Raw genomic sequence first — 16,088 nt, 5'->3', positions numbered from 1 at the left:
CATCAGAGCTTGCCCATCACCTTGCCGTTGAAGCCGTAGACGACGCGCTCGCCCGCCAGTTCGACCAGCTCGACGGTGCGTTCCTGGCCCGGCTCGAAACGCACGGCGGTGCCCGCCGCGATGTTCAGCCGGAAGCCGCGCGCCGCTTCGCGATCGAAGGAGAGTGCTTCATTCACTTCATAGAAGTGATAGTGCGAGCCGATCTGCACCGGACGGTCGCCGGTATTCGACACGACCACCGTGACGGTGGCGCGGCCCGCGTTGAGTTCGTGTTCGCCGTCGTCGATGAGGAGTTCGCCGGGAATCATGGGGCGTGCCTTACGTGATTAAAGCGTGATTAGGGAATCGGGTGATGAACGGTGACGAGCTTGGTGCCGTCGGGGAACGTGGCTTCGACCTGGATGTCGGGAATCATTTCCGGCACGCCTTCCATCACGTCGGCGCGCGTCAGCAGCGTGGTGCCGTAGTGCATGACCTCGGCGACGGTCTTGCCGTCGCGGGCGGCTTCCATCAGCGCGGCGGTAATGAAGGCGATCGCTTCCGGGTAGTTCAGTTTGAGGCCGCGAGCGCGGCGCCGTTCAGCGAGCAGCGCGGCGGTAAAGATCAGCAGCTTGTCCTTCTCGCGAGGTGTCAGCTTCATTGAATGTGTGCGTTGGTGTGCGTTGGGTTGCGCCGGACCTGAGGGCCGGCTGCGAAATGATAGGCGCTGCCTGTCATGGCCGCGATCGCGTGCGGCGCACGGGATGAGTCCATGACGAGTGCAATGCCGGATAAGCCAGCCACGGTATCAAGTTCCGCTAACGAAGCGCTTACAAATCGGTCGGCAGCGGCGCGCCGAACCATTTCTTCGACATCGTGTTGAGCGTGCCGTCCTGTTTGGCCGCCGCGATCGCGGCATTGACCTTCTGTTGCAGGCGAGGCTCGTTCTTGTTCATGCCGACGAAACACGGCGAATTCTTGATGACGAACTTCGGTTCCGGCCGACGCGGCGGATTTTTTGCGAGGATCGCTGCGGCGACGATATTGCCCGCGGCGATCAACTGCACCTGGCCGGACAGGAACGCGGCGATGGTCGCGTTGTTGTCTTCGAAGCGCTTGATGGTGGCGTTCGGCGCCATTTGCGTGAGACCGATTTCCTCGAGCGCGCCGCGCGTGGCGCCGACCGTCTTGCCGGTCAGATCGGCGGGGCCGGTGACCTTGATGTCGGCGGGACCGAACACGCCCTGGTAATACGGCGCATAGGCCGTCGAAAAATCGATGACCTTGTCGCGCTCAGGCGTTTTGCCGAGCGACGAGATCACCAGATCGACCTTACCGGTTTGCAGATACGGGATGCGGTTCGCGCTGTTGACCGGCACGAGTTCGAGCTTCACATTCATCGACTTCGCGAGCAGGGCGGCCGTGTCGATGTCGTAGCCTTGCGGCTTCATATCCGCGCCGACCGAGCCGAACGGCGGATAGTCTTCGGGAACCGCGACTTTCAGCACGCCTGCCTTGGCGATGTTGTCGAGCGTATCGGCGTGAGCCGTGGGCGCTGTCACGGCGAGGACGGGCGAAAGCAGCAATGCGGCAAGCCAGGCGCGGCGCGCGGGGCGAAGTGTCGATCGGGTCATGTTATGTGAGCGGTGATGGCGAGAAGCGGTCGGCTGCCGTCAGGACGCGGCAACATCGTGGGGAGATTGCGATGCAAGGTATGTGCCATGGCGGTGCGACGTGGGCTGGCGCGACGCGAGAGAAGGCTGTGCACCGAATTGGCGCGTCGCGGTGCTTCAGACTGGTGCACGCGGAGGCTTACGAAGGTGAAAGGCTCAACGACTGACGTCGTAACGCGACAGGAGGAATGACCACGGCGCGCAGCGCTGCCGGAATGTGATCGATCTTTGGCGGTCATACAAAACTGTGAAACGCGTTAGAGCAATGTCGATGCTGCGTCAGCCAACCGCTGCAGACGCAGCAACCACTAAGCTTTACTTCGCCCAGCTATCAGATATAAAAGCCGTAGTCGGAGCTGTATCCCGTGCCGCCCAGGTCCAGCGTGAAGCCCCAGTCGGTTCCAGAGCCGTACCCGTCATCCAGCGTGAAGTTGTACGCGCCACCACTCGATGAAATCTGCGTCCCCGTGGAACCGTAGTCTGCCCAGCCGGTTTCAAAACCGGTAGGCCCGTACGCGACCGCGTCATAGCCGCCGCCCACGGTGTAGGTGAAGTCGGTGAAGCCGGTCAGTTGTCCCTGACTGTTGTACGCCTGGTACTCCGTCTCCAGGCCCGACGCGTTGTAAATGATCTGGTCCTGGCTGTTATCGCTATGGAAGATGTTAGCGACCATGCTTCCGTCACTGCCGTAGTGATCGTATTCGGTTTCCCGACCGGTCGGGCCGTTGAAAAAGTAGTCGTCGGTTTTATGTCCGCTGGAATCAAACCGCGCAAATTCGGTTTCCTGGTTGGCGCTGTTGTACACCGTTGCGGTCTGGGTATTGTCCGTGTTGATGATGTGGACAGTTGTCTGGTTGCCAGACAAAGAGCCACGGCAAGTCCAGAAGTGCGATTACAGCCGCGCCGGAAAGGAAGGAACGCAGGGCGGCAACGTCCTGCGATGTAGCAAGGTCTGGGCGAGGTGATCGCCTTGCGAACGTCTCGACTCGGGCCGCCAGCGCCAGCCGGTCGAGACGGTCGGCCAACTGGCGGCCAAGATCAGCGAGCAGAAGACTTCGCACGACGTCAACGGCAAACATCATGAACAGGGCGATTGCCATGAAGATCACCAGCATGGCGAGCGTTTCCAGGCTGCGGCTTGGCAGGACGCGGTCGTAGACCTGAAGCAGATAAAGCGTGGGAGTCAGCACCAGCAGATTGCTGGCGATGCCGAAAAGTGCGGCGAACACCAGGTGTCGCCTGATTGCCTGATACATCGTCATGTCTATTTCTGGGAGAGCGCGGCTGGGGAAGTGTCCGCCGCATCAAGGTGTGCGAGTGTCGATTCGTCAAGCTGTGCGACGCTCGCCTTCAAATGAAGAAACTGCATCAGCGCGTCGTAGCGCGCCTTGGCCAGATCGCGCCGCGTGCGGAAGAGTTTGTCCTCGGCGTCAAGCACATCCGCATTGATCCGCACGCCTACTCGAAATCCTTTGCGGTTGGAATTCAGGGCGGTTTCAGCGGATTGCTGCGCGATGCGTAGTGCGGCGATCTGCGCAAGTCCTTCACGCACGCCGAGAAACGCCTGCTGGGCATCAAGCGCGGCCGAACGGCGCGCATCCTCCAGATCGTCTTCGGCCTTATCCCGAAGCGCCAGGGCTTCGCGCTTTTTGCTCAACGTTGAAAGGCCGTCGAACAGCGGAATGCTGATCTGGATACCGATCTCACCGGATGAAGCCCGATGCGCGCCGGTGTAGAAGTTGGTCTGTCCGTTGATGAACGCAGCGTTGCCGTTACTCGCATTTCCAACTATCGACACGCTCGGCATATAGCCAGCATTGACCTTGCTGACCTCCCGCTTTGCGACCTCCAGCGCGATCTGCTGCTGCCTGACCTCAAACCCCGACGTCTGCGCATCCGATTCCCACGTCTCGGAGGAACTGTCAATTAACGACGCCAGCGTGGCGTCTGCATCGACCGGTTCAACCGCATCGATAGGATGACCGACTATCTTTTGCAGCGCGGCGTAGCGCCTCGCAACTTCGCCCTGCGCCTTGACGAGATCAGCGTGCGCTGAATCGGATGCAGCCCGCGCCTCGTCCATGTCAACGATCGTTGCTGCGCCTAGCGTAAAGCTTCGGCGAGTCAGCCCCAACTGTTCGTCAACCGAGCGCAGATGCTCCTGCGCGAGCAGGAAGGCATCTTTCGCTGCGAGCGCGTCAAAATACGCCTGCGCCACGCGAAGCAGAAGGTCCTGCGTCGCGCTGGCGAACGCGAAGCCCGCACCGATGACCGAGAGCCGGCTTTCCTGATAGGCCTGCCAGTCGTCCCACCTGAAGAGCGACTGGTTGAACGACAGGGACGTCCCTACCGTGGAATACGGAGCGGCGGCCTGTCCCGGTACATGGATAGCATTCTTGAAATCGGACTGCGTAAGGCCGATGTGTGGAAGAAGCGCGGCACGCGCCTCGGGCTCTTTCTCGAGACCTGCCCGATATGACGCTTCGGCGCTGGCGAACGTGGCATCGTGCGCGAGGGCGTCGTCAGCAAGTTGGGACAGGCTGGCGGCGTGTGCGGTCGCATGGAGCATGGAGAGCGCAAGCGCTCCAGCGGAAAGTAACCGCGCTGTCTGACGCCGCGCGCCTGAAGGATAGGTGTAAGACCAGTTGTGGCTCCATCTCATCGCTATCGTTTTCGCATCTGGTTCGGCAGTGCGGCCACGGATTCGACCGCCCTCGATTCTTGGCGCGGTATTTATTCGCCTTCCCGATTGTGGAAAGTTGTTTGAGCGCCACCTGGAAGGCTGAATGCTGGCGCCTGCAAGAATTCTGGGCAATCGGCCATATCGACAGCGCAGTCGGACCCCGCCGCGGCATACGTAGGAGACTGTGAGGGGATGCCGGGGGAAATTTCAGCGCGGGTGCGCCGGTGGGGAATTCGATGATGCAAGGCGCATCTGTCAAATTTGGTTACCGCGCGGACGCGAAGCGGTCCGATGCGGTGGAATGTGCCGCCGATCTGCTAACGAGGCAGTCAGAAGCCAAGTGCGGAGTTTACCGGCACCTTGCGGAATCTGAATTGCCGTAGACCGGGTCCTCCGAATGCAAATGAAAAGGCGTGACCTCGAGGAAAGGCCAGCACCATTCAGAGCACAGCCGGTGTCAAAACAGAACCGATGAACCTCAAGTACTCCAGATCCGCAAAGGCGCAGCCTCAACCCCATGCACAACCGGCCGCAACTGCAACCAGCACTGAGTCATCGCGCGCTGCAACTGCTCCATAGACCGCGAAACAGCGCGCACGAGCAGCACCCCCGGAGTCACGCAAGAAGCCCCAGCCCGTACTGCATCATCAAACGGAAGCTGAGCGGTCAGCGACTCGGCAAGCGCATCATCACAAGCCGCCCCAACAGCCCAAAGCGTCCCATAAGCGGGAAACCCAGCCAACCCTTGCGCGGCATCGCGTAAAGAGTCACTCGCTGCGAGAACCGAGCGTTCGAACCACAGCAACTCACCATTAGCGCCGACGATCCGCAACACAGCACCTAAGCTACCCTCTGACCACCGCTCCCCCGCAGCCTGCCGCCCAAGCTGGGTTGCATCCCACCCAATCGCAGTCGCACCTTCAGCAAGCGTCAAACAAAAATCGAGCTTCGCATTCGCATGATCGAAAACGATATTGTTCTGCGGCAGCCAATCGAGCCTGGCTCGCTCGCCGACGCGCACGTCGATCTGCTGCTGCGCTTCCCGCCCATTGGATTTGTACCATTTGGTTGCCCCAGGCGTCGTAATAACGGCATGCGCGCCCGCACCAACGTCAACATCAATGGCAAGCCGATCCCCACCCGCGACCCCACCCGGCGGATGCACGATCACCGCATGACAGATACCGTGACCTTCGGGATAAAGCGGCCTTTGAACCCGCAACGGCCCATCATGGAGCCGATGCTTGAGCGTGGTCCGCTCACCATCCTTGACGAATCCAAGTTCAAGACGCGCGCGCCATTGCGAATGAGTACTGGCTTGCGCGGTAGCGAGCGTGAGGTGATTTTCGTGAAGCGACATGCGAATGGAATGCGACCGGACGAAGAGAAGCAAAGCGTGCCTGCGCACGTCAGACAACGCTCAACTGCGCTGCCACAGGATACGGCGAGAATAGCACGCCCGCTTGCGCGGGCCGCTCACACGGCGATCAATGTCCGCACGCCATCTGCATCCATGTTGGCGCCTTCGCCGCCCGCAATGATTTCGCCACGGCTCATCACCCAATACCGGTCGGCGATCTCCTTGGCGAAGTCGTAATACTGCTCGACGAGCAGCACGGTCATGCCCATTTCCTCGACCAGTTGACGCAGCGTGCGGCCAATGTCCTGAATGATCGACGGCTGAATGCCCTCGGTTGGTTCGTCGAGAATCAGCAGTTGCGGGTCGCTCATCAACGCGCGGCCAATCGCAAGCTGCTGCTGTTGACCGCCCGAGAGATCGCCGCCTCGGCGGCTGCGCATATCCTTTAGCACCGGGAACAGTTCGTAGATACGAGCGGGGATCTTCTTGGGTGCCTTCTTGCTGGCGGCGCCCACCATCAGATTTTCTTCGACGGTCAGCCGCGGAAAAATATCGCGGCCCTGCGGCACATACGCGAGGCCCTTTTCCACGCGCGAGTAGGTCGGCAGTTTGGTGATCGGCGCGCCGCGCCAGGCGATCGAGCCGCTCTTCGTTTGCACGACGCCCATGAGGCACCGCAGCAGCGTGGTCTTGCCCACGCCGTTGCGGCCCAGCAGAACGGTGAGCTTGCCGTCGGGCACGGTCAGTCTCACATCCCGCAAAATGTGGCTGCCGCCGTAGTACTGGTTGAGATTTTCTACTTCTAGCATGTGCGTTCGACCTTTTCGTTCTTCGGCCCGCTTCATTGGCCCGCTTTACCGGTCTGCTTTACCGGCCCAGATACGACTCGATGACCGTCTCGTCGCGCTTCACTTCGTCGAGCGTGCCGTGAGCGAGCACGCGCCCCTCGGCCATCACCGTGACCTTGCCTGTCTCGCCTGACAACGCCGCCACGAACTCCATATCGTGCTCGACGACCATCATCGAACACGTGCCGCGCAGATGATTGAGCAATTCGGCGAGCTGCATGGTTTCGTCGTCGGTCATGCCGGCGGCAGGTTCATCGAGCAGCAGCAGCGCCGGTTGCTGCATCAGCAGCATGCCGATTTCAAGCCGTTGTTTCTGACCGTGCGAGAGTTCGCCGGCAAGCCGCCGTGCTTCACTCTCCAAACCGATAAGCGCTAACGTTTCTTCGATACGCGCTTGCGCCTCGCGATCCAGACGCGCGCGCAACGAGGCCCACCAGCCCTTGTCGGCCTTCATCGCCAGTTCGAGGTTTTCCCACACGGGATGCTGCTCGAACACCGTCGGCTTCTGGAACTTGCGGCCAATGCCCGCGCGAGCAATAGACGGCTCGTTCATCCGCGTCAGGTCGATCGACTGCCCGAGATACACCTTGCCGGAATCCGGCTCGGTCTTCCCGGTGATGACGTCCATCATCGTCGTCTTGCCCGCGCCGTTCGGCCCGATGATGCAGCGCAATTCCCCGGCGTCGATAGTCAGCGTCAGTGCATTCAACGCACGAAAACCGTCGAAACTCACGGTCACGTCTTCGAGGTACAGGATCGTGCCGTGCGACACGTCGATCTCGCCGGGCACGACCGCACGGCCCATGCTCGCGACGCCGCTCAACGAGGTTTCAGCGGGTTCTTCAAGCAACGCAAGATCTGGGACTATCGGGTTTCCGTTCATGTGCGGTTCCTCTTGCGCGTCACGAGTTCGATCAGCCCCATGATGCCGTTCGGCAACAACAGCGGGACCAGCACGAAAATCAGACCCAGAAAGAACAGCCAGTATTCAGGGAAGTTCGCCGTGAAAAAGCTCTTCGCGCCATTCACCGCGAACGCGCCGATAATCGGGCCAATCAACGTGCCGCGTCCGCCCACCGCAACCCAGATCGCCATCTCGATCGAGTTGCCCGGCGACATCTCGCCCGGGTTGATGATGCCGACCTGCGGCACGTACAACGCGCCGGCAATCCCGCACAAAATAGCGGACACCGTCCACACGAACAGCTTGTACGCGAGCGGACTGTAGCCAAGGAACATCAGACGCGTTTCGCCGTCGCGCACCGCGGTGACCACGCGGCCGAGCTTCGAGGTGACGATTGCCCGCGCGCCAATGAAGGCCAGAATCAACACGGCGAACGTGATTAGCAGCAGAGCAGTGCGCGTACCTGGATGCGTGATGGGAAAACCGCCGATGCGCTTGAAGTCGGTGAAGCCGTTATTGCCGCCGAATCCGGTTTCGTTGCGGTAGAACAGCAGCATGGCCGCGAACGTCATCGCCTGCGTGATGATCGACAGATAGACGCCTTTCACTCGCGAGCGGAACGTGAAGAAGCCGAACACCCACGCGACAACGGCGGGCACCAGCACCACCAGCAGCAGCGCGTAACCGAGATGCTGCGTGCCTTGCCAATACCACGGCAATTGATGCCAGTCGAGAAACACCATGAAGTCGGGCAGATCGCTGCCGTACTTGCCGTCGTGCCCGATCGATCGCATCAGGTACATGCCGATCGCGTAGCCACCCAACGCAAAGAACAACGCGTGTCCCAGGCTGAGAATGCCGCAGTAGCCCCACACCAGATCGAGTGCCAGCGCGGCGATCGCGTAGCACATGAACTTGCCGGTGATCGTCGTCGCATAAGCCGACAGATGCAGCGCGCTCGTCTCGGGCACCACGAGGGTGGCGAACGGCACGCCGAGACCGAACACGATGATCAGTGCGATCAGCGCGAGCCACGCACGGCGCGACAGCAGCGCAGGACGCGGCGGCAAGCCGAGCGCGAAACCGGGCTGCGTGTCGCGTCCGACAGCGCCGCCACCGCCCGTTGCGCCGACATGAGCCGATGAGGTTGCCGATGTCATCTCATACCTCCGCGCTACGGCCCTTGAGGGCGAACATACCCTGCGGACGCTTCTGGATGAACAGCACGATCAGCACGAGCACTGCGATCTTCGCGAGCACCGCGCCCCAGAACGGCTCGATCGCCTTGCTGACGAGCCCGAGACCGAAGCCGCCGATCACTGTGCCGGCCAGTTGACCCACGCCGCCGAGCACCACGGCCATGAACGAATCAATGATGTAGCTCTGGCCGAGGTCGGGTCCGACATTGCCAATCTGCGACAACGCACAGCCGCCCAAACCCGCAATGCCCGCGCCAAACGCGAACGCGTATGAATCGACGCGCGCGGTCTTCACGCCGACGCACGCTGCCATGCGCCGATTCTGCGTGACGGCACGCACGAATAGCCCCAGGCGTGTTTTAGTCAGCACAGCCCAGGCGATCCCGACGACGATCAACGAGAACGCGAGAATTGCCAGCCGGTTGTACGGCAGGATCAGATTGGGCAGCACGGTCACGCCGCCGCTCATCCACGCCGGGTTGATCACTTGCACGTTTTGCGCGCCGAACAGCATGCGCGTCGCCTGAATCAGGATCAGGCTGACGCCGAAGGTGGTCAGCAGCGTTTCGAGCGGACGGCCATACAGATGCTTCAACACCAGCCGTTCGAGCACAATGCCGACTAACCCGGCTGCAGCGAATGATGCCGGCACGGCAAGCAGCGGATACCAGTCGAACGCACCAGGCGCAAAACGCTGGAACAGGTTCTGCACGACGTAGGTGGCGTAGGCGCCGATCATCAGGAATTCACCGTGCGCCATGTTGATGACGCCGATCAGCCCATAGGTGATCGCGAGGCCGAGTGCGGCGAGCAGCAGCACGCTGCCGAGCGACAAGCCCGCGAACAGCGTGCCGGCAATCTGGCTGCGACGCTGGATCGAATCGAGCTCGTCGATGCCGCTTTGCGCGGCGGCGCGTACGCGTTCATCCGCTTCGTTGAAGCTGCCGTCCGGTTTCTTCGCGACCAGCGGGCGGAGCAGTTCGTTCATGTCGAGATCGTGGCGCGCGGCGACCAGTTGTACCGCCTCGAGCCGCTTGGCCGGATCGGCGTCATGCAACGCCGTCATGGCCCATAGCGTGTCGAGACGTTTCTTCAACGCGGGGTCGGTTTCTCTCGCACGAGCCGCATCGACGAGCGGTTTGATCGACGGATCGGGGTTTTGCAACAGCGCGGTGATGGCGGCGTCGCGTGTGGCGGTGTCGGGCGAATCGAGTTGCAGGCCTGACAGTGCGCCTGCTACTTTCGAGCGCAGCAGGTTGTTCAGCGTCACGGGTTGCGCGTCGCCCGCGGCGACCGTTTTGCCGGTGACGGCATCGCGCGCGGTGTCGCCGTCTTGCAGCAGGATGCCGCCGGAATCGGTAGCGAGCGCGCTGTCCTCGGAGAGTGCTTTGAGGATTGCGAGCGATTCTTTGTCGTGGTTGGCAATCAGCTTGTCGATGGCCGCGGATTTTGCGTCGAAGTCATCGCCGGCGAGCGGCGCGACATCGGCCGGGGTGAGCGCGAAGGCGGTAAGCGGCGCGCTGATGATAAGCGCGAGCGTGAGACCGCCGATGCAGCTTCGTGCGAATTTCGGAAATGAAAACGCCATGGTGGCCTTTGAAGAAAACCGGCAGGGCGGCGCGGCATCGTGCTAACGAGCCGCTTGCCGCACCGCCGGGTTACTGCGCGCGGAGGGCGCGCCGTCGTCGCGATCCGTCCTGTCAGGCAACGCGCGAACGCTTCAGGAATGCGGGAATCGAACTGACCACATCCGGCTTGCTCGAATTGCCGGCGATGAACGGACTCCAAGGTTGCGCGCGAATCGCGGTCTTGGTCCGCCACACCACATTGAATTGGCCGTCGGCGCGCACTTCGCCGATCATCACCGGCTTGTGCAGATGGTGATTGCCGTCCATTTCGAGGGTGAAGCCCGACGGCGCCGCAAACGTCTGGCCGATCATCGCCACGCGCACCTTGTCCACCTCCGTACTCTTTGCTTTCTCGACGGCCTGCTTCCACATATGGATGCCGACGAACGTCGCTTCCATCGGGTCATTGGTCACGCGCTTGGTGCCGCCCGGCAGGTTGTTCTGCGCGACCCATGCCGCCCATTGCTTCTTGAACTTCTCGTTGGCCGGGTTGCGCAGCGACATGAAGTAGTTCCATGCCGCGAGATTGCCGACCAGCGGCTTCGTATCGATGCCGCGCAGTTCTTCTTCGCCGACCGAGAACGCGACGACCGGTACGTCGGACGCCTTCAGCCCCTGGTTGCCTAGTTCCTTGTAGAACGGCACGTTCGAGTCGCCGTTGACGGTCGAGATCACCGCGGTTTTGCCGCCCTGCGAGAAGGTCTTGATGTTCGCGACGATGGTCTGATAGTCGCTATGGCCGAACGGCGTGTAGACCTCCTGGATATCGGCTTCCTGCACGCCTTTCGACTTGAGGAACGCGCGCAGGATCTTGTTGGTCGTGCGGGGATACACATAGTCGGTGCCCAGCAGGAAGAAGCGCTTGGCGCCGCCGCCTTCCGTGCTCATCAGATATTCGGTGGCCGGAATTGCTTGTTGATTCGGCGCGGCGCCCGTGTAGAACACGTTGCGCGACATTTCTTCGCCTTCGTATTGCACCGGATAGAACAGCAGGCCGTTCAGCTCTTCGAACACCGGCAGCACCGACTTGCGCGACACGGAAGTCCAGCAACCGAACACGACGGCGCACTTTTCCTGAGTGATCAGCTGGCGCGCTTTTTCGGCGAAGAGCGGCCAGTTCGACGCCGGGTCCACGACCACCGGCTGCAACTGGCGGCCCATGACGCCGCCGTTCTTGTTGATGTCGGCGATGGTCATCAACGCAGTGTCTTTGAGCGACGTCTCGGAGATCGCCATCGTGCCAGACAGGGAATGTAGAACGCCTACTTTGATCGGACCGCTGCCCGATTGCGCCTGAGCAAACGGAACCTGACCTGCAAGCGCCAATGCGCCCGACATGGAGCCGAACTTCAACAGACTACGACGTTTCATGTGTTTCCCCTTGCCATTGATGGTGACTGTTTATGGGCGTCGATTTCAGCCAGCAGGGCTTGTCCCGCATGACTTGCCGCTTGTGTACTGCAAGGCACATGCCATGCAGTAATTTCGACTTGAAGTCCGCGTCTTGCGTGCTGCGACGCGGCGATGCGGTGCCTCGCTTATGCGGAACGCAGCGCGAAATTGGTGCAGCAACGGGGTATGCGCCTCGTTCAGGTGCGTGTCGCGCCGCAACGAAGCGTGTTCATCGGCCAGCGGGCCTGAGCGGTGCATGACCGCCGCGCCTTTGTGCATAGCCGGGCTCTGCCTACACTGAAAGACCACTCGCACGAGGAGACACGATATGAATGAGCGCGCCAGCGTCAACCCACCCGACATGTCCGCTTTCTGGATGCCCTTTACCGCGAACCGTCAGTTCAAGAGCGCGCCGCGATGGGTGCGGTCGCGGCTAGCGGCAAGATTCACGATTCGATCGTGAATGGGGCGCCGGGTGGGATTGAGCTGTTTCATGGGTATACGTATTCAGGACATCCGATTGCGGCGGCTGCGGCTTGCGCGACGATTGATCTTTACGAGCGCGAACAGCTGTTTGAACGCGCTGCGCGGATGGCGCCGATCTTCGAGAATGCGATTCATAAGCTGCGCGGCGAAAAGCATGTGATTGACGTGCGTAATCTTGGACTGATTGGCGGGGTGGAGTTGGCGCCACGCGCTGGAGCCCCTGGGGCACGTGCTTATGATGTGTTCGTGCGGTGTTTTGAGAAGGGGGTGTTGACGCGTTATACCGGGGATATTCTGGCGTTCTCGCCGCCTCTCATCATCGAGGAAGCTCAGATCGACGAGCTCTTTGCGACTGTGGCGGAGGTGTTGAGGGAGACAGATTAAAGGCCTACATCTGCGGCAGGGTGGTTGCATGCTGCCTTGCTCGCGAGTGAGGCAGGATAATCCGATCACTATTGAGCGGTCGGGCGTTGGAAAAATCGAACTCATCCCACCTCGCGCTGAAGTTCGGGGGCTGACCTTCAGCGCAAGTCCTATATCCGTGTTCGCCTCTTCGATAGCATTTACACGCAAACTCGCGAGAGCCAGGCGGTACATCGCGTGCGCTTCTTTAGGGCGTACGGCTAATCTCCTTGATAACAGGTATGCGCAGCGCAGAGAGGGGGCGTTGGCGCGATCAATCATCGCGCCAACGTCAGCGGGGCCAACATCCGTATTTGACATTCTGACGGGCCGATCAACCACCCAATTTGGTCATACTTCTGAACCCGCGATTGATCGTAGGGGTGTCATTATCAGATGGCGCTAACAGGGTTTCGACCCTGGGCCACAAAAGCCACCAGATGTATCGGGTTCAGTATTAAACGCGCGGATTGTGGCGTCGGCCACTGCTGTCTTGCCTGTCACCCTGGCGTACCAGGTTTGTCCACCGGCCACTTTGTAACCCACACAGGTAGCAGCCACCCCGCCTGTCACGCTCGACGTGCAATCAGGTGACACCATTGATGCAGTACCGCCCTTGAGTTCCAGCGTCGCGACATCCTTCGATGAAGCCGACTTGAGGTTAAAAGTTGTAGTCCATATGCTGTTGACATGTAAGCTGCGCGGCCCTTGTGGAACATCGATCGAAAAATATTGAACCTCATCCTTGGCTAGCGCAAACCTCAACCCATACTGCGTGACGTAATCGCCGCCAAGATCGGTGACTAAAAGTGCTTCGACATGAACGGGGAGCGACGTAGTGCTCACTGCTCCATTCCCGTCAGTCGTGGTCAATGTAATCTGATACGTGCCAGGGAAGTCGTAATCCACAACGGGGTTGGTGGATCGTGTAACGATCGTGTCAGGCTTACCATCGCCGAAATTCCAACTCCATGACCGGATCGGGACGCCTCCCCGCGCTGTAGACAAGTCCTTACAGGTTAATTGCATAAGGTTTGGGCTTTGCGTGCAAGTGAAGTCCGCAGCCGCCGGTATTTTTCCAGACTTCGCAGCCTGTACCGCCGCCGTCGCATCGACAATGCCTGGACCAATCGGTTGATCCGGTCTTTGGGGCATAAATGACTGTGCGGTTTGCTGTATGAGCGTCCGTACTTCCGCAACGGTTAGCGGTTTAGGGGCGATGGATTGCACCAGTGCAGCTACGCCGCTGACCATCGGGGCGGCCTGCGACGTACCACCCAACAGGCCGTAGCCTTCCGCGCCTGGCGCTGTCTTCCCATCGTTATAGGTGGACCATATGTTATTGCCTGGCGCAGCGATATCAACGGTCGGGCCGAAGTCTGAACTCACCCATTTTGTCGAATCGGAGTTGATGGCTCCGACCGTAATAACGTTACGACAGTTAGCGGGTTGAACCTTCGAGGCGTCGGTCGAGTAGTTGCCAGCGATCACAACAACAACTGTCCCTTTACTGGTTGCATAGTCGATGGCATCTTGCAGCGGTGTTTGGCACGCTCCCCATCCATAAAGACTTATGTTTATCACCTTCGCGGGGTTCGAATTGACAGGTGCGTCTGGGACAGTTCCGCCCGCAGCCCATGTAATACCGTCTGCCATGTCGGACATATAGCCTCCGTCGCAGTTCCTGACCGTCCGTACGGAGACGATCTTGGCGGCTGGTGCAATTCCGGCAATACCAATACTGTTGTTTGTCACTGCGGCCATGATGCCCGCGACGTGCGTTCCATGCCACATCACATTGCAGTTCTCTCCGGGCTTATTGGCCGGTTGCGTGCCGTCCCCTCCTCGATTGCTACAGGTACCACCGGTGAATTCGTAGCCTGGCAGAACGTTCGCGTTCAGATCGCTGTGGCTTGTAATACCGCTATCTACCACTCCGATTACTACCCCTGCACCGTTCGCTGTCTCCCATGCGCCTTCTGCGCGTATCCCTGCCGTGGTTGTTCCCGGTGTCTTATTCGAACTTAGGGCCCACTGCTTGGCATACAAGGGATCATTCGGTGCCGACCCTGTGTTCATCACGGCGTCCGGTTCAACGAACTCAACGTCGGGGTCCGAAGCGATAGCGCGCATGAATGCTTTGGCTTCAATGGCGTTCAGCGCGCGGTCGGTTTTCACCACGTCCGAGCCGAGTCCCAGACGACGCAAGTGGCGTGCTTTCGAGGGAAAAGCACTTCCCAACTTGTCAAGCCTCGCCTGCACCGATGACGTCGATCTGCGTTCGGGAGTACCCGTTTTGTATTTGACAATGAAGCGGTCGACAGATGCATCCGCCGCCAAGCTGCTCGTATTCATCTTCATCGACATTGCTAAGGAAGGTCTGCACAACCCGTTTTCTGTGCATTGATTGTTTGCAGCGCATGCTGTTTCATACTGCAAACCTGCTGGCACCTTGATCACAGGGTTCTGATTCGGCTTTGTGATTCGCGTTTGGCTGAGCGCAGGGTGCCGACACCTTCCCCGTTTCATGCTTTGAGCAATTGCCTACGCGCCATCCACAGGTTACCCAGCGCGAACAGCGTCGTGATCTGGGCAGTGTTTTTCGCCAGGCCCCGGTATCGGGTCTTTGTATAACCAAACTGCTGCTTCAGCACGCGGAATGGATGCTCGACCTTGGCCCGGATTCCGGCTTTAAGACGCTCAATCCGATCGAATATCGCGTCCAGACGGTCTTTCAGATTCAGTTGTTTTCGCCTGGATGGTCTCATCGCGACATGCCAGCGCGCCGAGCCCTCCTCGCATCGCTTGTGAATACCCTGATAGCCGGCATCAGCGTACACATCCGTTTCTTCGCCGTGCAGCAGCGACTGGGCCTGATTGATGTCGGCCGTGTTGGCCGCTGTGCCGATAACCGTGTGAACCAGCCCCGATTCCGCGTCCACGCCGATATGCGTTTTCATCCCGAAGTACCAGCTACGGCCTTTCTGTGTCTGGTGCATTTCCGGGTCTCGCTCACCCGAGGCATTCTTCGTCGATGTGGGCGCCGATATCAGGGTAGCGTCGACGACTGATCCCGCTTTGAGCATCAATCCCTTGCTGATCAGAATCTCATTGACCAGCGCAAACATCTGTACCGCCAGATCATGTGCTTCGAGCAGGTGACGAAACCTCAGGATCGTGCTCTCGTCGGGCAAACGCGTCATGCCGCCGTCCAGCCCTGCAAAGTCGCGGTACAGCGGCACGTCATAGAGTGCCTCTTCCATCGCCGGGTCTGACAAGCCAAACCACTGCATGAAATGGATCTGCAGCATCGTGGCAATCGGAAAGGGCGGGCGTCCCGTCTTACCCTTCGGGTAGTGCGGCTCGATCAGTGCAATCAGCTTCGACCACGGCACCACGCGCCTCATTTCTTCGAGAAATTCGCGCTTGCGCGTGCGTTTCGTCGACAGATCCAGACCAAGTCCCAGTTGCGTCATCAACACTCCCCCTGATTAACCATCCTTCTTCCAGGATAGTCCACACACACGTCAACGC

Annotated in this window: 14 protein-coding genes and 1 pseudogene; 1 reads left to right on the top strand and 14 read right to left on the bottom strand. The window is 60.1% G+C overall.

Going from position 1 to position 16,088, the window contains the following annotated elements:
• Positions 1–2: 2 nt before the first annotated feature.
• The 12 genes from P0D84_RS16005 to urtA form a co-directional block, all read right to left on the bottom strand.
• Positions 3–308 (bottom strand): urease subunit beta, encoded by a 306-nt coding sequence (locus tag P0D84_RS16005; RefSeq protein ID WP_106305795.1) that lies wholly within the window; start codon positions 306–308, stop codon positions 3–5.
• A 29-nt stretch (positions 309–337) separates the two neighbouring features.
• Positions 338–640 carry an urease subunit gamma gene (ureA, locus tag P0D84_RS16000; protein ID WP_054041799.1) on the bottom strand — a complete coding sequence of 101 codons (303 nt, stop codon included), beginning with the start codon at positions 638–640 and terminating at the stop codon, positions 338–340.
• A gap of 169 nt (positions 641–809) precedes the next feature.
• Positions 810–1,613 carry a transporter substrate-binding domain-containing protein gene (locus P0D84_RS15995; protein WP_408337904.1) on the bottom strand — a complete coding sequence of 268 codons (804 nt, stop codon included), beginning with the start codon at positions 1,611–1,613 and terminating at the stop codon, positions 810–812.
• 370 nt (positions 1,614–1,983) lie between these two features.
• The gene (locus P0D84_RS15990; RefSeq protein ID WP_408337902.1) at positions 1,984–2,325 is read right to left on the bottom strand and encodes a hypothetical protein; all 342 of its coding nucleotides are present in this window, start codon (positions 2,323–2,325) and stop codon (positions 1,984–1,986) included.
• An 88-nt stretch (positions 2,326–2,413) separates the two neighbouring features.
• On the bottom strand, positions 2,414–2,914 hold the full coding sequence (locus tag P0D84_RS15985) for a type I secretion system permease/ATPase (protein WP_408337900.1): 501 nt from the start codon (positions 2,912–2,914) through the stop codon (positions 2,414–2,416).
• Positions 2,915–2,916: 2 nt separating this feature from the next.
• Positions 2,917–4,221, bottom strand: a complete 1,305-nt coding sequence (locus tag P0D84_RS15980) for a TolC family outer membrane protein (protein WP_408337898.1) — start codon at positions 4,219–4,221, stop codon at positions 2,917–2,919.
• A 592-nt stretch (positions 4,222–4,813) separates the two neighbouring features.
• On the bottom strand, positions 4,814–5,695 hold the full coding sequence (locus P0D84_RS15975; RefSeq protein ID WP_408337896.1) for an urease accessory protein UreD: 882 nt from the start codon (positions 5,693–5,695) through the stop codon (positions 4,814–4,816).
• Between the two features lie 116 nt (positions 5,696–5,811).
• Positions 5,812–6,504, bottom strand: coding sequence for an urea ABC transporter ATP-binding subunit UrtE (gene urtE, locus P0D84_RS15970; RefSeq protein WP_408337894.1), 693 nt, complete (start codon positions 6,502–6,504; stop codon positions 5,812–5,814).
• 58 nt (positions 6,505–6,562) lie between these two features.
• Entirely contained in the window at positions 6,563–7,426 is an 864-nt protein-coding gene (urtD, locus tag P0D84_RS15965) for an urea ABC transporter ATP-binding protein UrtD (RefSeq protein ID WP_408337892.1), read from the bottom strand.
• The gene (gene urtC, locus P0D84_RS15960; protein WP_408337890.1) at positions 7,423–8,607 is read right to left on the bottom strand and encodes an urea ABC transporter permease subunit UrtC; all 1,185 of its coding nucleotides are present in this window, start codon (positions 8,605–8,607) and stop codon (positions 7,423–7,425) included. Before urtC ends, urtD begins: the two co-directional genes overlap by 4 nt.
• A 1-nt stretch (position 8,608) precedes the next feature.
• Positions 8,609–10,234 carry an urea ABC transporter permease subunit UrtB gene (gene urtB, locus P0D84_RS15955; protein WP_408337888.1) on the bottom strand — a complete coding sequence of 542 codons (1,626 nt, stop codon included), beginning with the start codon at positions 10,232–10,234 and terminating at the stop codon, positions 8,609–8,611.
• A gap of 112 nt (positions 10,235–10,346) precedes the next feature.
• Positions 10,347–11,645: an urea ABC transporter substrate-binding protein gene (urtA, locus tag P0D84_RS15950; protein ID WP_408337886.1), complete on the bottom strand. Its 1,299-nt coding sequence runs from the start codon at positions 11,643–11,645 to the stop codon at positions 10,347–10,349.
• Between the two features lie 438 nt (positions 11,646–12,083).
• Here urtA and P0D84_RS15945 point away from each other — a divergent pair.
• Positions 12,084–12,536: pseudogene (locus tag P0D84_RS15945) on the top strand (aminotransferase class III-fold pyridoxal phosphate-dependent enzyme); the annotation flags it as partial.
• A 420-nt stretch (positions 12,537–12,956) separates the two neighbouring features.
• On the opposite strand, the gene P0D84_RS15940 reads toward P0D84_RS15945, so the two are convergent.
• Positions 12,957–15,014, bottom strand: a complete 2,058-nt coding sequence (locus P0D84_RS15940; RefSeq protein WP_408337884.1) for a S8 family serine peptidase — start codon at positions 15,012–15,014, stop codon at positions 12,957–12,959.
• A gap of 65 nt (positions 15,015–15,079) precedes the next feature.
• Positions 15,080–16,030, bottom strand: coding sequence for an IS5 family transposase (locus tag P0D84_RS15935; RefSeq protein ID WP_408337882.1), 951 nt, complete (start codon positions 16,028–16,030; stop codon positions 15,080–15,082).
• Positions 16,031–16,088 lie beyond the last annotated feature (58 nt).

The sequence above is a fragment of the Paraburkholderia sp. RL17-337-BIB-A genome (genome assembly GCF_046025895.1).
Taxonomy (GTDB): domain Bacteria; phylum Pseudomonadota; class Gammaproteobacteria; order Burkholderiales; family Burkholderiaceae; genus Paraburkholderia; species Paraburkholderia fungorum_C.
The sequence above is the reverse complement of the archived record's forward strand: the minus strand, read 5'-3'. Positions and strand labels throughout refer to the sequence as shown.

Bases quoted from the DNA above. Each gene is read 5' to 3' on its own strand.
- P0D84_RS16005 (WP_106305795.1), bottom strand. From the start codon at position 308: ATGATTCCCGGCGAACTCCTCATCGACGACGGCGAACACGAACTCAAC.
- ureA (WP_054041799.1), bottom strand. From the start codon at position 640: ATGAAGCTGACACCTCGCGAGAAGGACAAGCTGCTGATCTTTACCGCC.
- P0D84_RS15995 (WP_408337904.1), bottom strand. From the start codon at position 1,613: ATGACCCGATCGACACTTCGCCCCGCGCGCCGCGCCTGGCTTGCCGCA.
- P0D84_RS15990 (WP_408337902.1), bottom strand. From the start codon at position 2,325: ATGGTCGCTAACATCTTCCATAGCGATAACAGCCAGGACCAGATCATT.
- P0D84_RS15985 (WP_408337900.1), bottom strand. From the start codon at position 2,914: ATGACGATGTATCAGGCAATCAGGCGACACCTGGTGTTCGCCGCACTT.
- P0D84_RS15980 (WP_408337898.1), bottom strand. From the start codon at position 4,221: ATGCTCCATGCGACCGCACACGCCGCCAGCCTGTCCCAACTTGCTGAC.
- P0D84_RS15975 (WP_408337896.1), bottom strand. From the start codon at position 5,695: ATGTCGCTTCACGAAAATCACCTCACGCTCGCTACCGCGCAAGCCAGT.
- urtE (WP_408337894.1), bottom strand. From the start codon at position 6,504: ATGCTAGAAGTAGAAAATCTCAACCAGTACTACGGCGGCAGCCACATT.
- urtD (WP_408337892.1), bottom strand. From the start codon at position 7,426: ATGAACGGAAACCCGATAGTCCCAGATCTTGCGTTGCTTGAAGAACCC.
- urtC (WP_408337890.1), bottom strand. From the start codon at position 8,607: ATGACATCGGCAACCTCATCGGCTCATGTCGGCGCAACGGGCGGTGGC.
- urtB (WP_408337888.1), bottom strand. From the start codon at position 10,234: ATGGCGTTTTCATTTCCGAAATTCGCACGAAGCTGCATCGGCGGTCTC.
- urtA (WP_408337886.1), bottom strand. From the start codon at position 11,645: ATGAAACGTCGTAGTCTGTTGAAGTTCGGCTCCATGTCGGGCGCATTG.
- P0D84_RS15935 (WP_408337882.1), bottom strand. From the start codon at position 16,030: ATGACGCAACTGGGACTTGGTCTGGATCTGTCGACGAAACGCACGCGC.